The organism is Flavobacterium bernardetii, from assembly GCF_011305415.1.
Classification (GTDB): Bacteria; Bacteroidota; Bacteroidia; order Flavobacteriales; family Flavobacteriaceae; genus Flavobacterium; species Flavobacterium bernardetii.
In genome coordinates this window covers 42,319-61,560 of record NZ_JAANOQ010000010.1, presented here as the reverse complement: position 1 = coordinate 61,560, position 19,242 = coordinate 42,319, and the positions used below count along the sequence as shown (strand labels likewise).

17 protein-coding genes are annotated in these 19,242 nt (G+C 31.2%); 12 read left to right on the top strand and 5 right to left on the bottom strand.

Annotated features, from left to right (window positions below; genetic code table 11):
• Positions 1-40: 40 nt before the first annotated feature.
• Positions 41-1,000 carry a D-2-hydroxyacid dehydrogenase gene (locus tag G6N05_RS14490; RefSeq protein ID WP_166131318.1) on the top strand — a complete coding sequence of 320 codons (960 nt, stop codon included), beginning with the start codon at positions 41-43 and terminating at the stop codon, positions 998-1,000.
• 83 nt (positions 1,001-1,083) lie between these two features.
• Here G6N05_RS14490 and G6N05_RS14485 read toward each other — a convergent pair whose 3' ends face one another.
• Positions 1,084-2,892 carry a M12 family metallo-peptidase gene (locus G6N05_RS14485; RefSeq protein ID WP_166131315.1) on the bottom strand — a complete coding sequence of 603 codons (1,809 nt, stop codon included), beginning with the start codon at positions 2,890-2,892 and terminating at the stop codon, positions 1,084-1,086.
• 31 nt (positions 2,893-2,923) lie between these two features.
• Positions 2,924-4,114, bottom strand: a complete 1,191-nt coding sequence (locus tag G6N05_RS14480) for a hypothetical protein (protein WP_166131312.1) — start codon at positions 4,112-4,114, stop codon at positions 2,924-2,926.
• A 266-nt stretch (positions 4,115-4,380) separates the two neighbouring features.
• Between G6N05_RS14480 and G6N05_RS14475 the strand changes: the two genes are divergently transcribed.
• The 11 genes from G6N05_RS14475 (at position 4,381) to G6N05_RS14425 (ending at position 14,144) form a co-directional block, all read left to right on the top strand.
• A complete protein-coding gene (locus G6N05_RS14475; RefSeq protein ID WP_166131309.1) occupies positions 4,381-5,115 on the top strand; it encodes a hypothetical protein in 735 nt (244 codons plus the stop codon).
• A gap of 434 nt (positions 5,116-5,549) precedes the next feature.
• Positions 5,550-5,867, top strand: coding sequence for a hypothetical protein (locus tag G6N05_RS14470; protein WP_166131306.1), 318 nt, complete (start codon positions 5,550-5,552; stop codon positions 5,865-5,867).
• A gap of 95 nt (positions 5,868-5,962) precedes the next feature.
• Positions 5,963-6,628, top strand: coding sequence for a sensor histidine kinase (locus G6N05_RS14465; protein WP_225875182.1), 666 nt, complete (start codon positions 5,963-5,965; stop codon positions 6,626-6,628).
• Positions 6,625-7,254: a response regulator transcription factor gene (locus G6N05_RS14460; RefSeq protein WP_166131299.1), complete on the top strand. Its 630-nt coding sequence runs from the start codon at positions 6,625-6,627 to the stop codon at positions 7,252-7,254. Before G6N05_RS14465 ends, G6N05_RS14460 begins: the two co-directional genes overlap by 4 nt.
• 224 nt (positions 7,255-7,478) lie before the next feature.
• Positions 7,479-8,036 (top strand): hypothetical protein, encoded by a 558-nt coding sequence (locus tag G6N05_RS14455; protein ID WP_166131295.1) that lies wholly within the window; start codon positions 7,479-7,481, stop codon positions 8,034-8,036.
• Between the two features lie 89 nt (positions 8,037-8,125).
• Positions 8,126-8,551, top strand: coding sequence for a DUF6146 family protein (locus tag G6N05_RS14450; RefSeq protein ID WP_166131291.1), 426 nt, complete (start codon positions 8,126-8,128; stop codon positions 8,549-8,551).
• A gap of 2 nt (positions 8,552-8,553) precedes the next feature.
• The gene (locus G6N05_RS14445) at positions 8,554-8,868 is read left to right on the top strand and encodes a DUF6787 family protein (RefSeq protein WP_166131288.1); all 315 of its coding nucleotides are present in this window, start codon (positions 8,554-8,556) and stop codon (positions 8,866-8,868) included.
• A gap of 1 nt (position 8,869) precedes the next feature.
• Complete coding sequence (locus tag G6N05_RS14440) at positions 8,870-9,550, top strand: hypothetical protein (protein ID WP_166131285.1); 681 nt, start codon at positions 8,870-8,872, stop codon at positions 9,548-9,550.
• Between the two features lie 98 nt (positions 9,551-9,648).
• Positions 9,649-12,480 (top strand): excinuclease ABC subunit UvrA, encoded by a 2,832-nt coding sequence (gene uvrA / locus G6N05_RS14435; RefSeq protein ID WP_166131281.1) that lies wholly within the window; start codon positions 9,649-9,651, stop codon positions 12,478-12,480.
• A gap of 13 nt (positions 12,481-12,493) precedes the next feature.
• The gene (locus G6N05_RS14430; protein ID WP_166131277.1) at positions 12,494-13,345 is read left to right on the top strand and encodes an alpha/beta hydrolase; all 852 of its coding nucleotides are present in this window, start codon (positions 12,494-12,496) and stop codon (positions 13,343-13,345) included.
• Positions 13,346-13,418: 73 nt separating this feature from the next.
• Positions 13,419-14,144 (top strand): LOG family protein, encoded by a 726-nt coding sequence (locus G6N05_RS14425; protein WP_166131274.1) that lies wholly within the window; start codon positions 13,419-13,421, stop codon positions 14,142-14,144.
• Between the two features lie 88 nt (positions 14,145-14,232).
• On the opposite strand, the gene G6N05_RS14420 is transcribed toward G6N05_RS14425, so the two are convergent.
• From G6N05_RS14420 to asnB, 3 genes are all read right to left on the bottom strand, one after another.
• Positions 14,233-15,246, bottom strand: a complete 1,014-nt coding sequence (locus tag G6N05_RS14420; RefSeq protein WP_166131269.1) for a DUF6588 family protein — start codon at positions 15,244-15,246, stop codon at positions 14,233-14,235.
• Positions 15,247-15,249: 3 nt separating this feature from the next.
• A complete protein-coding gene (gene gyrB, locus G6N05_RS14415) occupies positions 15,250-17,190 on the bottom strand; it encodes a DNA topoisomerase (ATP-hydrolyzing) subunit B (protein WP_166131265.1) in 1,941 nt (646 codons plus the stop codon).
• A 373-nt stretch (positions 17,191-17,563) separates the two neighbouring features.
• Positions 17,564-19,180 carry an asparagine synthase B gene (gene asnB, locus G6N05_RS14410; RefSeq protein WP_166131262.1) on the bottom strand — a complete coding sequence of 539 codons (1,617 nt, stop codon included), beginning with the start codon at positions 19,178-19,180 and terminating at the stop codon, positions 17,564-17,566.
• Between the last annotated feature and the right edge of the window lie 62 nt (positions 19,181-19,242).

Genomic DNA, 19,242 nt, shown 5'->3' with positions numbered 1-19,242 from the left:
CTTTTAAACTTCTAAACAAATAAACTATTAAACTAATAGCATGAAAGTATTAGCAAACGACGGAATATCAAAAACAGGAATCAAAACTTTAGAAAAAGCAGGTTTTGAAGTCCTTACTACAAAAGTAGCACAAGAACAAGTTGCCAATTATATCAATACGCACGATATTAAAGTAGTTCTAGTAAGAAGTGCAACTAAAGTAAAACAAGACATAATTGATTCGTGTCCAGGATTGAAAATTATTGGTCGTGGTGGCGTTGGAATGGACAATATTGATGTGGATTATGCACGATCAAAAGGAATTCACGTAATTAATACACCAGCTTCTTCATCTGAAAGTGTAGCCGAATTGGTTTTTGCACATTTATTTACTGGTATCCGTTTTTTACATGATGCCAATAGAAATATGCCTTTAGAAGGTGATACAAATTTTGACGGATTGAAAAAAGCCTATGCAAACGGATTAGAACTTCGTGGAAAAACATTAGGTATTATTGGTTTTGGACGAATTGGTCAGGCTGTTGCGAAAATGGCATTAGGTTTGGGAATGAAAGTGATTGCTGCCGATAAATATGTAAGTGATGCTACGATTCGTGTAGATTTTTACAACGGACAATTTATTAATGTAGAAATGATTACAGAATCGTTAGAAGATTTATTGAAACATTCAGATTTTATTACGATTCACGTTCCAGCTCAAGACGGTTATGTTTTAGACAAAGCTGAATTTGATATCATGAAAAATGATGTGGGAATTGTAAACTGTGCTCGTGGTGGTGTAATTAATGAAGTAGCACTTGTTGAAGCTTTAGATGCTGAAAAAGTACTTTTCGCTGGTTTAGATGTTTTTGAAAACGAGCCAACACCAGAAATTCAAATCTTAATGCATCCGAAAATTTCGTTAACTCCGCATATTGGTGCAGCTACATTAGAAGCGCAAGACAGAATTGGAACAGAATTAGCCGAACAAATTATTAGTTTATTGAAAAACGAAAATTAATTCGGATACTAACCATTAAAAATAAAAAAGCCACGATGTAAATACAATCGTGGCTTTTCATTTATTTCTAAAAAGGTATTCCTTTATTTTTTGATTACTTTTTGATCATATGAACCATTTGATATGACATATATTCCTGAAGGAAAAGAAGTCAGATCAATTTCTGTTTGTTGTGCTGAAGTTGGTTTAATTTCTATCACTTTCTGACCTAAGAAATTAAAAACGCTTACTATCTGGGTCTTTTCATTGTGAGCAATTGTAACCTTTCCAGTCGTAGGATTTGGAAAAATTTTAAATTGATACGAATCTATTGTAGAATTATTAGAGTTCTTTTTTGAAGCACTATCTAGGTTTGTTTTTTGAATTTGTCTGGCTTCAAAATCATTGGAACATCCTTCAATATAAGCTCTACATATAGATCCACTTACCGAAGTAAAACCTGCTTTTAAAAGTACTTCATTTGTGGCATGATATATTCCAGTTGCTCCTACATTTATAGTATTAACAGCAGTAATAGTTTGAGAAGCCTGAATTAAATCTGTAAAAGGAGAAGCAACATTTAAAGTTACTAACACGTCATTTAAACAAGGCACACAAGTCGTTAAGCAAGCACCAGCATTTACATTATTTGTGATAACAGCCGTTGGTTGAGGTCCAAAACCTAAATTAAAATTAATACCGACAGGTTTACTATGACAATAGCTCATAATGGTACCACCACCACTTGGGTAACCTGGTAAAGCACATCCGCCTTCCGTATAATCTGCACAACTATCAATGGCCGTATTATTTCCATTCCAAACACAAGCATGCGTGTGTCGAGAACCAAACAGATGACCAAATTCATGTGAAACCACCATTACATTCCAACTGTAAGCTGGAATTTGCACTATTGTATTCGTTAAGCTTCCTGAAACGCATAAACTTGAATCTACATTACTATTACAAATCCCATTAAAACCTGCAGCTATTCCACCGCCAACACTTCTAAAGGTCAGTAATTGTCCCAGATTACCATTAATAGCGCTGGTTTGACTTTGAAATTGGGAAAGTAAAGCCGAAGTTGTAGTTGCTGTATAAGGATCAACAGTATTCCAAATTACAATTTGTGAAAGCATCGTACTAATTCCATCATTGGCATATAAAGTGCCTAACTGATTATATAAATTGGTAACATAATTGGCAACATTAACCGTATTTCCTAAATTTTGAAACATATCGAATTCGGTTTCAAAATACAAACGCACGCAATTATTAGTTAGTCCATTAGGTAAAATATTTTGATAATTTTCAATTTCATTCGCGTCTAACGGACTATCAGGCATGTCACAATTAAAAACAGGTTTGTCATAAAGATCCTTATCATGATATAAAATCATTTCGTTACTAGACTTAAGTTTTCCTAAAACTAAATTACCGTTATCATTTGAAATAAAACCAGAAATTTCATTTTCAAAAATACTGATACTCACTAAGCTGTTTTCATTTCCTTTTATGATTCCTCTGTAAAAAACTGCTTTTAGCGCATTTACATCTATTGGATTTCCATCAGAAGTTTGTATGGAAAGTGAAGAAAATGCTTCTACTTCTTTGTATAAATCAAGCGTAATTTCATTATTAATTACAATAGAAATTAACTCGTTTGATTGTGCAATGATTTCTTCTGCTTTTGCTTTATTAAAGTCATATATTTTGGCTTTTGATACTTCTTTTTTGATCAGACCAAAATTGAAATTTGTAGATGCTGTAAGTAAGTTATCATACACTTTAAATTTAGCTTGTGCCGCTTTTTCTATCAGTTTAGTTGCAATTTTACCTTTTTCTTGGGCTTGCAAGATATAGTTACATCCTATCAAAAATGTACTAATTAATATAATTTTTAACTTTTTCATAATTAAGTATTTAATTTATTTAACTATGATTTTATTTAGTCGTTAATTTTGCTTCTAGAAGGGCTAATTTCTTGTTCAGATCAATAATATACAACGTTAATTCTTCAATTTTTTCTTGTTGAATTTTAGTCATTTCACCAATACTAATTCCTTCTAATTCGACTTGTTTCGCAGAGGGAACATTAGGTAAATGTTTGTTTGTTTCAATAAAACGTTCTACTTCCGCTAAAGGCTTTAACACATAATTATCCGCAAATACATAATCTGCCCAACCAGTTCGAACTCTTACTTCATCTGTTAAAATTCCACCTTTGACAAATAATTTATAAGCACTAATATCTGAACTACCAATTAAAGTTGGGAAATTTGTTGTTCCTACACCTACTTTACCTGATGTCCCCACTTCTTGAATTGTTAAGATTTTATCTCCAGCCGTATGAAAAGCGATTTTTCTATTCTCATTTGTACCAGGAATATTAAAAAGTAAATCTCCACCACCTAAAGTTCTAATTACCGCATCATTTGGTTTCGAAAATCCATCAAAACAACCATTACAAGATGAAATACCAACTTCTAAAGAAGCCGTTCCAGACGTTAACTTTAAATTTGGATTAGAAGCTCCAGAAACATCTAACAGAGCAGAAGGACTTGCTGTTCCAATACCAACTCTACCATTGGCGCCATTTACTTGAAAAAGTGTTGGATTCGTTTCGCTTAAATTTCTTATAAAAAAAGTTCCATTTGAACCTCCAGTAGCATTTAAAATAAGACCGTTATTTTGTCCTGTAAAAGTTACTAAATCATTTGTGGCCGTAACTTCTTGTCTACTTCCTGAGTTTATTCTGTAATTTCTACCTGCCATAGTTGTTGAAGTTACTCGAAAATCATTCGCTACATCTAAAGTGGCAGTAGGAGAAATTAAACCTATTCCAATTTGTCCATTTGCAGCAATACGCATTCTTTCTGTACTAAAAGTAGCAAAAGACATGGTATTAGCTAGTGGTCTGAATATTCCATTTCCGCCATTTACATCATTGCCACCTAAAGTTGACCCTTGAAAACCGATAGCTGGATTAGCTGCTGTGTTTCCAGAAGCTGCTAAAATTCTTGAACCTCCAGCATTAGGAGAAAACAATGAAGTTCCTGTGATTTGTTGTGCGGATACTTCTGATACGGATAAAGCAATGATCAAAGTTGCACATGTAGTTTTAAAATTTTTCATAATTTTTTTATTTAGTTTCCCCTACTCTATAATTGGCTTTTCGGGTTCCGCCCATTTTTATTTTTGCTCGAAAAGAACATGACAAAATTGCGTTCGGAATGCGAAAAAATTGATGAGTAAAGCACTAGAATTAATTTGTTGAATCACTAAAAAAATATCCGTTATTTAACGGTAATTAAAATGCGTAAACAACTAGTACTTCATTTATAAAAAATTGATTTCTTTGTATCGATTTAAAAACTAATATTTAAACTAAAACAAAAATTATGACATTAATTACAATTTTAATTACCGCTATTATTTCAGCAGCAGCCATGTATTTTTATCTAAGAAGAAATCAAGTGAGTCCTACAAAAAATTCACAGATTTGTAATGATTACAGTAATTACAAACCGAGTACTTTACAAACAGGTCTTGTAGGTGATATGATTTCTATTTACAGAAAAAAACAACACAAAACGATTACTACTAATTTACTTCCAGAAGATGCGCACACGATTTGGTTTGACTTAGAAACCATCAAAAAGTTCATTTTTCATTTTGAAAAAAATGTTCAAAAAAATGGAATTTCAAATGCTGAAAAATTAGGATTACGCATCTATTATGCTTCTTATCCAAAAAAAGAAACATGGAAGAATGAACAATATCAAGAATTAACTGGTTTTTTAGGCAATCCACTTACTGAAAAATATGAAGAAAAACATACCTTAGTTATGTTACCTACTATAAACATTAATGGTAAAAATACTGATTTTAATCCTTTAAATATTGATACCTATACTACTGGATTACCCATTTATAAAAGACCAAATTCGGATATTGATACCTTTGTAGATCAATCGGTTGCTGCTAAAGTTTCTGTTATGGCACTTACCGCGGATTCTAATAAAACGAATTCGACAGGTAGTCAAACACAAACGGTTACTACAGGAGGTACTATGGCTCAAAATCATGGTGCGTTATATCCACCATTCAGTGTAGATGGTGCGGCTTTTCCATGATCAAATTAATTATTTCTATTTCTATTGAAAAATAAAATTTCAATTTTTTAAAACCTTATTTTAATAGTTATATTGCCGAACATAAAATACCCTTTATAAACATGACGCCAATACAAACCATTTTATACCAATTTCTCGATATAACGGAAGGTATCGCTGCAATAACCGGAATAATTTATTTTAAAAAACTTAAAAACAGTTATTGGAAATGGTTTGTTTTGTATTTACTTTTTATTGTTATTGCAGAAACATTTAGTAAGTATTATTTAATTGATCTTCCTAAAATAAGAAAATATTATTATGATTATTTTGTTATACCTATAGAGTTTTTATTTTTTTATTGGCTATTTGCCAAAAAATCTTTAAACTCAAATCGCTTATTTAACTGGAGTTGTTTTATTTATTCCATATTTTATATCTTACACTTGTTTCATATGGATCAAGTAAGAATAATAAGTTCTATGAGCTACACGGTTGGTGTTTTTTTATTAGCGATAATGGTTTATTTAGAATTTATTAAACAAATTAAATCAGACGAAATCATTCATTTTCAAACTAATAAAATGTTTTATATAAATATGGGAGTGATGTTGTTTTATGTAGGAACTTTGCCTTTTTTTGCTTTTGACAAATTTATTTATGAACACTTATTTGAGGTATGGAATTATTATTTTACGTTTTTTTTAATTTCAGTTAACTTGATGTATATTCTCTTTACTTTATCATTCATATGGGGAAAATCGAAACCATAGTACCAATTATTTTATTTAATTTATTTTTTCTTCTTTTTATATTGGGAATTTCAATTTTCATTCATCAGTATAAATTAAAAAAGAAAGAACATCTTATGCTTCTAAATCATAAAGAGGAAGAACATAAGCAAGAACTGTTAACCACACAGTTAGAAATTCAGGTACAAACCATGGAACATATTGGTAGAGAAATTCATGATAATATTGGACAAAAATTAACCTTAGCGAGTTTATATACACAACAATTAAGCTATGAAAACAAAGCGCCTCACATAAGTGAAAATATTGAAAGTATAAGTCAATTAATTAATAATTCATTATCTGAATTAAGAGAACTTTCCAAATCTTTAACAAGTAATTCAATAGAAAGTCTCACATTAATCGAATTAATCGAACAAGAATGCTTTAAAATAAACGCTTTACAAATTTGTCAAGTACACTTTACCTACAAACTAGAAATTACTAATTTAAATTATCAAATAAAAAGTATTTCTTTACGGATTATTCAGGAGTTTTTACAAAACAGTATTAAACATTCGAAATGTAAAAACATTACTATTGACTTATATTTTAAAGAGAAATTAATGTATCTTATTTTGAAAGATGACGGCATTGGTTTTAATAGTAACAAGCTTAAAACAAAAGGAATAGGCTTAAACAACATGAAGAAAAGGATTGAAATTATTGGTGGAACTTACACTTTAGAAAGTAAAACAAAAGAAGGAACTCAGGTAACTTTACTAATACCTATAAAAGAATGAAAAAAACAATTGTTATTGTAGATGATCATATTTTAATTGCGAAGGCTTTAAGCGGAATTATTGCCAATTTTGAAGATTTTGATGTACTTTATGAATGTGAAAATGGTTTAGATTTACAAAAAAAAATAGTCAAATCAAGTCCAATTCCTGATATCGTTTTATTAGATATAAGTATGCCTGTAATGAATGGTTTTGAAACTGCATTATGGCTAAAAGAGCATTATCCTCAAATTCAAATTATGGCTTTAAGTATGCAAGACGACGAAAAAAGCCTAATAAAAATGGTGAAAAATGGCGCTAATGGCTATTTATTAAAAAACACACATCCCATAGATTTAGAAAAAGGGTTACTTACCATGACTAAAACAGGTTGCTTTTATCCGGATTGGGTTGCCACAAAAGTTATTGCGAGTTTAAATAACGAAAATAAATCTATCAAATTTTCTGATAGAGAAAAAGAGTTTTTGAAATATGCAAAAACCGAAATGACGTATAAAGAAATTGCTGAAAAAATGTTTTGTAGTCCAAGAACTGTAGAAAGTTATAGAGATAGTTTATTTGAAAAATTAGAGATTAGAACAAGAGTTGGATTAGCTGTATATGCTATAAAAAATGATTTAGGTTAAACAAAATAACAGAATTAAAGCCAGTACTTTACAGAGAATACTTAAACTAATAAATAACCAACAAAATTGTTTGTTTTTAAATAACTCAATAAAAATGAAAGTACAAAATCAAACATTAGATGTAACTATTTTTAAATGTTTTCATTTGAAAGATAAAATTTAAAGTTAAAACCAATTCATTTATTTTTTTATTATCTTTATTCCAACTAAAAAAATAAAAACCTATGTTTGATCAATTAACTGAATTAGTAAAACAGTATGCAGGTGATGCCGTTGTAAACAACCCTGCCGTACCAAATGAACAAAACGAAGCCGTATTGGAAGAAGCCAATGGTTCTATCCTTTCGGGTTTAAAGGATATGGTAGCTAGTGGAAATATTGGCGATTTAGCAGGAATGCTTTCAGGTAAAACACCAATTGACATGAATAATCCTGTAGTAGCAGAATTAGCTGGAAAAGTAACTGGAAATTTAGGTGAAAAATTCGGATTATCTCCTGATGCTGCTGGAAGTGTGGCTGGTGGATTAATTCCTCAAGTTTTGAGCGGACTAGTAAACAAAGCTAAAGATCCAAATCAACCTGGATTTAATATTCAAGACATAATTGCTGGAATTTCTAACGGTCAAGGTGGCGGATTAATGGATATGGTAACCAAATATGGCGGACAGTTTGGTTTAGACCAAGATGGTGACGGACAAGTTGGAATGAGCGATGCCGTTGCTGCTGTTACTAAAAAATCTGGTGGCTTAGGCGGATTATTAGGAAAGCTTTTTGGAAAATAAATTAGAACAAAATTTTATTTAAATTCAATATAAATTAGTCTCGATTTTTCGGGACTTTTTTTTATCTTTATAACTTGAAAAACCAAGTCATGAAGAAGTTACTTTTTTTTGGTATTATTGCTTCCTTTTTCATATTTTCTTGCAACTCAAATAAAAAATTTAGTTCAGAAAATACAGAAAAACTAAAAAGTGACACCATTCATATTTCAAATCCAGATTTAGAATATGATGTGATTATTATTGATGCAGGTTTTTCAACTTGGTTTAATTCCTATGCAAAGCCAAAAGGCTTTTATTCTCAATCTTATTTAGAAGCGAGAAATAGAACTTGGATAATGGAATGGAACAATAGAGCCAGAAATCCTATAAGATATGGAAACATATTCGACATGACAATAGATTATGACAATACAACAAACTATGGTTATCACGTAAACTATATGATTTATAACTATTTGGTTTATTTTCAATTAACAAACAAACAACAATTAGGCGGATTTCAAGCTAGATTATAAATATGAACAAATTGAAGCAACGTTGGAAAATTACAAGTAATTTTCAGCTTTTTATTATACTTTTAGTTTTCGCCATTACGGGCTCTACTTCTGCATTAATTGCTAAACCCATATTAGCTTTTATCGGTATTACCAAAGAAAGTGTTAGCTTATGGTTGTATTGTCCGCTTTATATAATTGTTATTTTGCCTTTTTATAAAATAATACTTTTGATAATCGGAACACTTGCAGGACAACACACTTTCTTCTGGAATTTTATCAAAAAAATGTTAGACAGAATGGGTTTAGGATTTATCCATAGAATTTTTGAGAAATAGTATGAAAAATAAATTAATTAGAATTTTTAGGGTTATTTTTTTAACTAGTTGTTTTTTTAATTGTAAAGAAGAAGTAAATACTGTAATTAATGAATCAACATCTCAAAAACATTTAAATTTAAATGCAACTGATTCATCTAAAACAACAACTAAAGATAGTATTGAATTAACAATATTAGTTAGAAAAGTTTATAACTGGCATGAAACAAAATTTCTTGAAGATTTTCCTTATAAACATCAAAACGATACAATTTTCACAGGAATAGACTGGGAAGAATATAATAAAAACATCAAACTTCATAAAAACACAAATTTATTTACGGACGAGTTTTTCAGAAGACATAAAAGCATCGCAAAAATAATTGACAATTCAATCAAAAAAGCTGGCATTGAGTGGAGAAATAGTAATGATGGAATTCCTTTATGGCACTCAAACGCAGATGATTGGTGTGCTTGCCAAGATAATCCTGATGATTATTGGAAAATCTTAACAATAGATAGTTTGAAAATAAATAACAACTTAGCTAGTTTTATTTGGACTTGGGATAAAAAAGATGTTAAAGACAAACATGAATATTTAGTTACTGCTAAAAAAATCAATAATGTCTGGAAAATAAATAGTTTAGAATGGCAAAATCAGAATTATTCAGTTGAAGAATTCGATAAAATGATGAATGATTAATAATTCAATTAGCTTTCTCATTTTATCTTTTTTATTCACAATTATACAACTAATTTCTTCTCAAAAAATCGTACTTTTGCAAAAATCTACTTAGTTGTATGCAACACACAGAAAATTCTATTGAAATTATTGGGGCTCGTACTCATAATTTAAAAAATATTGATGTTACTATTCCTCGTGAAAAATTAGTCGTAATTACTGGTTTATCAGGCTCTGGGAAGTCGTCATTAGCGTTTGATACGATTTATGCTGAAGGGCAACGTCGCTACATCGAAACCTTTTCTGCGTATGCGCGACAGTTTTTAGGCGGATTAGAACGACCTGATGTAGATAAAATTGACGGATTGTCTCCAGTTATTGCCATCGAACAAAAAACAACAAACAAAAGTCCACGTTCTACAGTTGGAACTATTACCGAAATTTACGATTTTCTTCGTTTATTATTTGCTCGTGCTTCAGACGCATATAGTTACAACACAGGCGAAAAAATGGTTTCGTATTCAGATGAACAAATTAAAAATTTAATTCATGAAGAATTTGACGGGAAAAAAATCAATATTCTTGCTCCTGTAATTCGTTCACGTAAAGGACATTACAGAGAATTGTTCGAACAAATTGCCAAACAAGGTTTTTTAAAAGTTCGTGTAAACGGAACGATTAAAGATTTAGAATATGGCATGAAAGTGGATCGTTACAAAACCCACGATATTGAAATTGTTATCGATAGAGTGGCTGTAAAACAAGACGAAGACACCGATAAAAGATTAACTGAAAGCATCAAAGTAGCCATGCATCATGGTGACGATATTATGATGGTTATCGAACAAGATAGTCAGGAAGTTCGTTTTTATAGTCGAAGTTTAATGTGTCCGACTTCTGGAATTTCGTACCCAAATCCAGAACCAAATAATTTCTCTTTCAATTCACCAAAAGGTGCTTGCCCGAACTGTAACGGTTTAGGAGTTGTTAATGAAATCAATCTTCAAAAAATTATTCCTAATCCAAAAGCAACTATCAAAAGTGGTGGATTTGCTCCATTAGGCGAATATAAAAGCACATGGATTTTTAAACAACTAGAATTAATTGGCGAAAAATTCGGATTTAAAATTACGGATGCTATTGAAACCCTTCCAGCGGAAGCGATGGATATGATTTTATATGGTGGAAACGAAAAGTTTTCAGTGGTTTCTAAAGTCATGGGAATTACAAAAGATTATAAAATTGATTTCGAAGGAATTTCAAATTTCATTAAAAATCAGTTTGAAGAATCAGAATCGACTAGTATCAAACGTTGGGCAAAAGAATTTATGGACGAAAACGAATGTTCTGAATGTCATGGAACGCGTTTACGTAAAGAAGTTTTATATTTTAAAATCAACGAAAAAAGTATCGGCGATTTAGTTCACATGGATATTGTGGAATTAAAAAAATGGTTTGCTGATTTACCTGAACATTTATCAGAAAAACAAGTTGCCATTTCACACGAAATTCTGAAAGAAATAACAGCCAGAATTAATTTCTTATTGGATGTTGGTTTAGATTATTTGTGTTTGAATAGAAGTTCGAAAACCCTTTCTGGTGGTGAAGCACAACGTATTCGTTTGGCGACACAAATTGGTTCGCAGTTAGTCGGCGTTTTATATATTTTGGATGAACCAAGTATCGGATTGCACCAACGTGATAACGAAAGATTAATCAAATCATTAGAAAGCTTACGCGATATTGGAAATTCAGTTATAGTTGTGGAACACGATAAAGATATGATTGTTCGTGCCGATCACGTAATTGACATTGGTCCGAAAGCAGGAAAATATGGTGGACAAATTATTAGTCAAGGAACGCCAGCAGAATTATTAAAAGAAAATACCATTACTGCTCAATATTTGAACGGTAAAATGGAAATTGAAGTTCCGAAAACCCGTAGAGAAGGAAACGGAAAGTTTTTAAAACTATCTGGTGCAACAGGAAATAACCTGAAAAATGTAACAATAGAAATTCCTTTAGGGCAACTGATTTGTGTTTCTGGAGTTTCTGGAAGTGGAAAATCGACGTTAATTAATGAAACGCTCTACCCTATTTTAAATGCGCACTTTTATAATGCGGTAAAAAAACCAGCGCCTTATAAAAAAATTGAAGGATTAGAACATTTAGATAAAGTTATTGATATTGACCAAAGTCCGATTGGAAGAACACCTCGAAGCAATCCAGCGACGTATACAGATGTTTTTTCTGAAATCAGAAGTTTGTTTACGATGACTTCTGAGGCGCAAATTCGTGGCTACAAACCAGGTCGTTTTAGTTTTAATGTCAAAGGCGGAAGATGTGAGACTTGTGAAGGCTCTGGAGTGAGAACGATTGAAATGAGTTTCTTACCAGATGTTTATGTAGAATGTGAAAGTTGTCAAGGAAAACGTTTTAATAGAGAAACCTTAGAAATTCGTTTTAAAGGAAAATCGATTTCAGATATTTTGAATATGACGGTGGATGAAGCTGTGGAATTCTTTGAAATGATTCCGAAAATTTATCGAAAAGTAAAAACCATTCAAGATGTTGGTTTAGGTTATATTACGTTAGGCCAACAGAGCACAACACTTTCTGGTGGAGAAGCGCAACGTATTAAATTAGCGGGAGAATTATCTAAAAAAGATACTGGAAATACGTTTTATATTTTAGATGAACCTACAACTGGTCTGCATTTCGAAGACATTCGTATTTTAATGGATGTGATCAATAAATTGGTAGATAAAGGAAATACCGTTTTAATTATTGAACACAATCTAGATGTTATTAAATTAGCCGATTATATCATTGACATTGGTTTAGAGGGCGGAAAAGGCGGCGGAGAAGTTTTATGTAAAGGAACACCTGAAGAAATCATTAAAAATAAAAAAAGTTATACCGCTCATTTTTTGAAAAAAGAATTATCATAAAATAGACTTCAAAATGAAGATAAACATATTTATTTTAGTAATCATATCACTATTTATTTCTTGTAAATCGAATAAAGCTATAGTAGAAACGGAATCTCAATATTTTACAGATTCTATGTATAGCAAGTCATTATTAGAATACAGAAAACATAATATTTACTTGCCGAAAGGTTTTAATTCGAAAAAAAACTATCCAATTGTATATGCAACAGATGGTTTTACTATTAATGAAAATTCTTTTTTAAAGAAAAGTTTAGATTCTTTAATAGAAAATAATCTAATAAAACCAATAATTTTTATTGAAAGTCATTGTAATACAAAAATTGCAGACAGTACAAGTTCTACTTTTGCAGATGGAAGAAAAGTAAAATTAAATTTTAGAAATTTTGAATATGTAAATAATGATTCCGACACACAAGAGCTAAAGCATTTATCGAATAGATTTAAAAATCATATGTTTTATTTTGAAAATGAACTCTTAATAAGCATAGAAAAAAAATTGTATCAAAAAAAGTTAAAAAAAGATAGATTTTTTTATGGATATTCAAATGGTGCTGGTTTTGGAATGGAATTATTAAATAGAAATACAGAGTTAATTGGAACGTATTTATGTTTTTCAACATTTGGAGGTGGAATTAAAACCAATACATGGAAAAAGGAAATAAAATATCCAAGTCTTTATATGATTTATGGAAGTAAAGAACCCGATTTTCTTAAAGAAGAAAGTCAAATTATGAAAAAAATGTATTTAGATTCAAATTCATTTGCAGAAATCCGTTCGTTTGAAGGTGGACATGATTATAAAATATGGAATCAAGAATTAATTAAATTATTGACAAAATTATTTTCTATAAATAATAAATAACTATCTTAGCGGTCGACTACTTCACACAACAACACTGCTAAAAAATAAATTTAAACTTATTATTACGTATAGTATGGCAGCAGATCAATATCAAAATGATGATGAAAGAATCCAAGATAAATTAAAACAAAAAACTTGGAACGAAATTAGAGCAAACGATTCTTGGGCAATTTTTAAAATTATGTCGGAATTTGTAAATGGATACGAAACTATGGGTCGAATTGGTCCTTGTGTATCTATTTTTGGTTCAGCAAGAACAAAACCAGACGATAAATATTATTTATTAGCAGAAAAAATTGCCTTTAAAATTTCTAAAGCTGGTTACGGTGTCATTACCGGTGGAGGACCTGGAATAATGGAAGCTGGTAATAAAGGTGCTCACCACGGTGGCGGAACTTCTGTAGGTTTAAATATTGAATTACCTTTCGAACAACATTACAATCCTTATATCGACAGAGATAAAAACTTAAATTTCGATTACTTTTTCGTGAGAAAAGTAATGTTTGTAAAGTATTCTCAAGGGTTTGTAGTGATGCCAGGTGGTTTCGGAACTTTGGATGAAATGTTTGAAGCGATTACTTTAATTCAAACTAAAAAAATTGCCAAATTCCCTATTATATTAGTTGGAACAGAGTTTTGGACTGGCTTAATGGATTGGGTAAAAGCAGTTATGATTGATAAATTTAAAAATGCTTCACCAGAAGATTTAAATTTATTTAAAATTGTAGATACGGAAGATGAGGTTGTTGAGGTTTTAGATACTTTTTACAAAAAGTACGAATTATCTCCAAACTTCTAGCTTCGAGAACCTCAGCTACCAAGTTCGAGAGCCTCAGCTACCAATTTAAAAATATAAAAAATCCCATCTGTTCAAGATGGGATTTTTTTTAATTCACTTTATAAGAAACACCAGCATTGAAATTTACAAACTTTCCGAAAGCAAAAGCACTTAGAATACTAAAATCTTTTAAACTATAATTAACGGCAACTTCTCCAATATAGTTAGTTTTTCTTTTTTCAATAGTGTTTAACAATTGATTAATAATATACTGTGCAGGAATTATGTTTTCAATTTCGCCTTTTTCGCCACTTACCACATAATTGAAATTACTTGTATTTACTATAAAACTTCCCAAAATCTCAAACCTTTTAATTTCTTTTGAAACGGATAATTGATAATGATAGGTGTCTACAATTCCGTTCAAGTTATTAATTCCTAAATTCCCGTAAGATGTATTAACATCTAAAAAATCGAAACTAATATCTTCATTAGAATAAAATGACATCGCAGAAATGTGAATTTTTTTACTTTCCAATTTAGGAAAATACTGACTCAAATTATGTTTTAATCCGAAACCATACACTTTGTAATAACCTCTTTTTAAATTGGTTTTAGTTGAAAAACGACCAATAATTTCTGAACCACTTGGCAAAGCAAAAGAAACATCCAAATACGGATAAGTAATTGTTTCTTGATTGACTCCTTTTGGCGTTTTCAATCTAACTTGTTGTCCATCTAAATCACCAACTAAATAAAATGAATCGTCATTTCCTAAAGCGGTTGGCACCTCAGCAGAAGCTTCAGTTCCTTCTAGCTTTAAAAATTTAAAATCAGAATTATTAATGATAAAACTTCTATCCGACTTAGGTACAATAAACGTATTACCATGTAAACCTACAGTAATTTGCCAATTTTTTTTCCTTTTAGCTGAATTCATCCAAGCTGAGGAAGCTTGATACACCGCGCCATCAGTAGCTGGAATTAGATACTGCTTTGAATACAAAAGGGCATCTTCTAAAAGATACCCTATTTGTTCAAATTGTGTTGGAGTTGGTGTTTGCGCTTGTATTGAATTAGAAAATCCAAAAAACAAGATACAAATTACAAAACTACGCTTCATATATTATACGTCAATTTTAGCGTAAGCTGCATTTTTCTCGATAAATTCTCTACGTGGTGGTACTTCATCACCCATTAACATAGAGAAAACTCTGTCAGCTTCACCTAAATTATCAATAGTTACTTGACGGAAAGTTCTGAATTCAGGATTCATTGTAGTTTCCCACAATTGTTCTGCGTTCATCTCTCCAAGACCTTTATAACGTTGAATACTTGTGCTTCCTCCCATTTCTAATGAAATTCTATCACGTTGGTCATCGTTCCAAGCATATTGTTTTTTGTTTCCTTTTTTAACTTGATATAAAGGTGGTGCTGCAATATAAACGTGACCGCCTTCAATTAATTCTTTCATGTATCTAAAGAAGAATGTCAGAATTAATGTAGAAATGTGAGAACCATCGACATCGGCATCACACATAATAACTACTTTATGGTAACGTAATTTTGATATATTTAATGCTTTACTATCTTCTTCTGTACCAACCGTTACACCTAAAGCAGTAAATATGTTTCTAATCTCTTCGTTTTCAAAAACTTTATGTTGCATGGCTTTTTCCACATTCAAAATCTTACCTCTTAAAGGTAAAATGGCTTGGAAAAATCTATCACGACCTTGTTTTGCTGTTCCACCTGCAGAATCTCCCTCTACTAAGTAAATCTCGCATTTTTCAGGATCTTGTTCAGAACAATCAGATAATTTTCCTGGTAATCCGCCACCACCCATTACGGTTTTACGTTGTACCATTTCACGAGCTTTTTTCGCTGCGTGACGTGCTTGAGCTGCTAAAATTACTTTTTGAACAATTGTTTTAGCGTCATTAGGATTTTCTTCTAAATAGTTCTCCAACATTTCTGCAACGGCTTGCGAAACGGGTGAAACTACTTCTCTATTTCCTAATTTAGTTTTAGTTTGCCCTTCGAATTGTGGTTCCTGAATTTTTACAGAAATAATAGCTGTTAATCCTTCACGGAAATCATCACCCGCAATTTCAAATTTTAATTTTTCTAATAAACCAGAAGCATCGGCATACTTTTTCAATGTACGAGTTAATCCCATACGGAAACCTTGTAAATGCGTTCCTCCTTCGTGAGTATTGATATTATTTACGTAAGAAAAAATATTTTCAGTGTACGAAGTATTATAAATTAAAGCTACTTCAACAGGAATTTCCCCTTTTTCATTTTCCATGCTAATTACATGAGAAATAATTGGCTCTCTGTTTCCGTCTAAAAACTTAATAAACTCTTTTAAACCTTCTTTTGAATGAAACGTTTCAACTGGTTGACTTCCGTCATCAGCTAAATGTCTTTTATCCGTTAATGTGATTGTAATTCCTTTATTCAAGAAAGATAATTCACGTAAACGAGCCGCTAACGTATCGTAAGAATATTCTAAAGTTTGTGTAAAAATCGTAGCATCAGGTTTGAAAGTAACAATTGTTCCTCTTTTCTCTGTTGTTCCAATTTGTTTTACAGGATATAAACTTTTTCCTTTTTCGTATTCTTGTTCATATACTTTTCCATCTCTGTGAACTGTAGCACGTAAGTGGTCAGAAAGTGCATTAACACACGAAACCCCAACTCCGTGAAGTCCTCCAGAAACTTTATATGAATCTTTATCGAACTTTCCTCCTGCTCCAATTTTAGTCATTACAACCTCTAAAGCAGAAATTCCTTCTTTTTTGTGAATGTCAACTGGAATACCACGACCATTATCTTCAACTGTAACAGAATTGTCTTCGTTGATAGCAACATGAATCGTATCACAATGTCCAGCTAAAGCCTCATCAATGGAGTTATCTACAACTTCATAAACTAAATGATGTAATCCTCTAACACCAGTATCTCCAATATACATTGATGGACGCATTCTTACATGCTCCATTCCTTCTAATGCCTGAATACTGTCTGCTGAATAACTACCTTTTTTATTTTCTTCACTCATAATAAATTGTTCTTATAAACTATTTTTATATCAACAAATATAACGAATTGATTAAAAAATCGGAATTAAAAACTGCTTAAAACGTATTTAAGTTATCAACATTTGTTAATTTCTGACAATCTCTTCTTAAATAAGCCAAAAAGAGTGTAAAATTAGATTTTAGTGTTTTTTTATTTCAAAACCAAATGGAAGAAAATAAAAAAAGGCTCTTAAAACTAAAATTTAGAGCCCTTTAAAAGTTAAATTGATTCAATTATTAAAACCTGTTTTTATTAAATGTTACTATTTCGTCATTTTTAAGTTATTTAAAAAAAAGAGCATCAAGAAAAAAATCTTGACACTCTCCTATTAAACACAACACAACTTGTCTTTTTTATACTTTTTCTATTTCCGATGCAATTAAAACATCAGCTTTAACGTGAGCTGAATTAGCTCTACCACTTGGATCTTGGTTTTCTTGCCATTTCGGAATCCATTTTCTTACTGTTTCTGCCGCACTAACTTGTGGATAGAAGTTCTGGAAAATTCTTCTGTAAAAGAACGCTTCTTTTGTAGTTGGTGTATTGTATGGAAACAATTTTGCCGCTTTATCAAAATCTTCATCCGTTACTTGAGACGTACAATATTCAATTAATGTATCAATCCAGTTATATCCTACTCCATCTGAGAATTGCTCTTTCTGACGCCATAAAACTTCATCTGGAAGATACGGTTTTTTTGGTGTATCAAACGCTTTTCTTAAAATATATTTTTCAATGCCATCATATGTTTTTGGCTGTTTTTCTTCTGGTTTGATTTTTATGGCTAATTCTAAAAACTTTTTATCTAAAAACGGGACACGAGCTTCTAATCCGTGTGCCATTGTAGATTTATCGGCGCGTAATAAATCGGCTGTAAATAATTTTTGCACTCTGTCAATTGTTTCTTGCTGAAATTCTTCAGGACTTGGCGCATTTCTAAAATATAAATACCCGCCAAAAACCTCATCAGCACCTTCACCAGACAATACCATTTTAATTCCTTGTTCTGTAATTGCTTTAGATAAGAAATACATTGGCGTACTTGCACGAATTGACGTTACATCATACGTTTCTAAATGCCAAATTAGTTTTTCTAAAATTTCAATTCCTTGTTCAATTGTGAAATGAATTTCATGGTGTTCTGTACCTATAAATTCTGCTACTTTCCTAGCGGCTTTCGTGTCAGGAGAATCGGCATCTAAACCTATAGAAAACGAATGAATTTTTTGCCCAGTTCCTTCTAATAATCGGCATGCAATTGATGATGTTAAAGACGAATCTAATCCGCCTGAAAGTAATACTCCAAATGGAACATCTGCCATTAAACGTTTTTTAACAGCTTTGGTTAATTTTTTTCTTATTGCTTTGTAATCAACTTCTTCCACAGCTTTAGAAGCATCTTCCCATTCTGGTTGATAGTATTTTACAAACCCTGTTTTTTCTGTATAAATATGTCCAGGAGGAAATGTTGAAAACGTGGTACATTGGTCGGCAATAGCTTTCATTTCTGAAGAAAAATATTTTCTTCCACGCTCATCAATTCCGTAATATAAAGGTTTGATTCCAAGTGGATCTCTAGCTGCAATATAATCGTCGCCATCAATCACTACAAAAGCAAACATTCCATCTAACAGATTACAAAAATCGTAACCAAATTCTTCATATAAGTGTACAATAACTTCCGAATCTGAAGTCGTTCTGAAAGTATGATTTCTTAAAATTGTATTTCGTAATTTTTGGTGATTGTATATCTCACCATTATGTATCATCCAAGCTGTTGAAGTTCCTTGAATAGGTTGAATTCCAGTATGTAAATCGACGATTGATAAACGTTCATGTGCTAAAAAGTGACCGCTTTCAGTAATATGAATATCACTTTCATCTGGTCCACGATGGCTCATGCGCTTAGATAATTGTTGTACTAATTTTTCGTCTTTTCCTTTTCCGATAATAGCTAATATTCCGCACATAATATTCTGTTTTAATTTATTTCTTTAAGCAAAATTGCGTTTTAAAGTTTAATTACGAAACC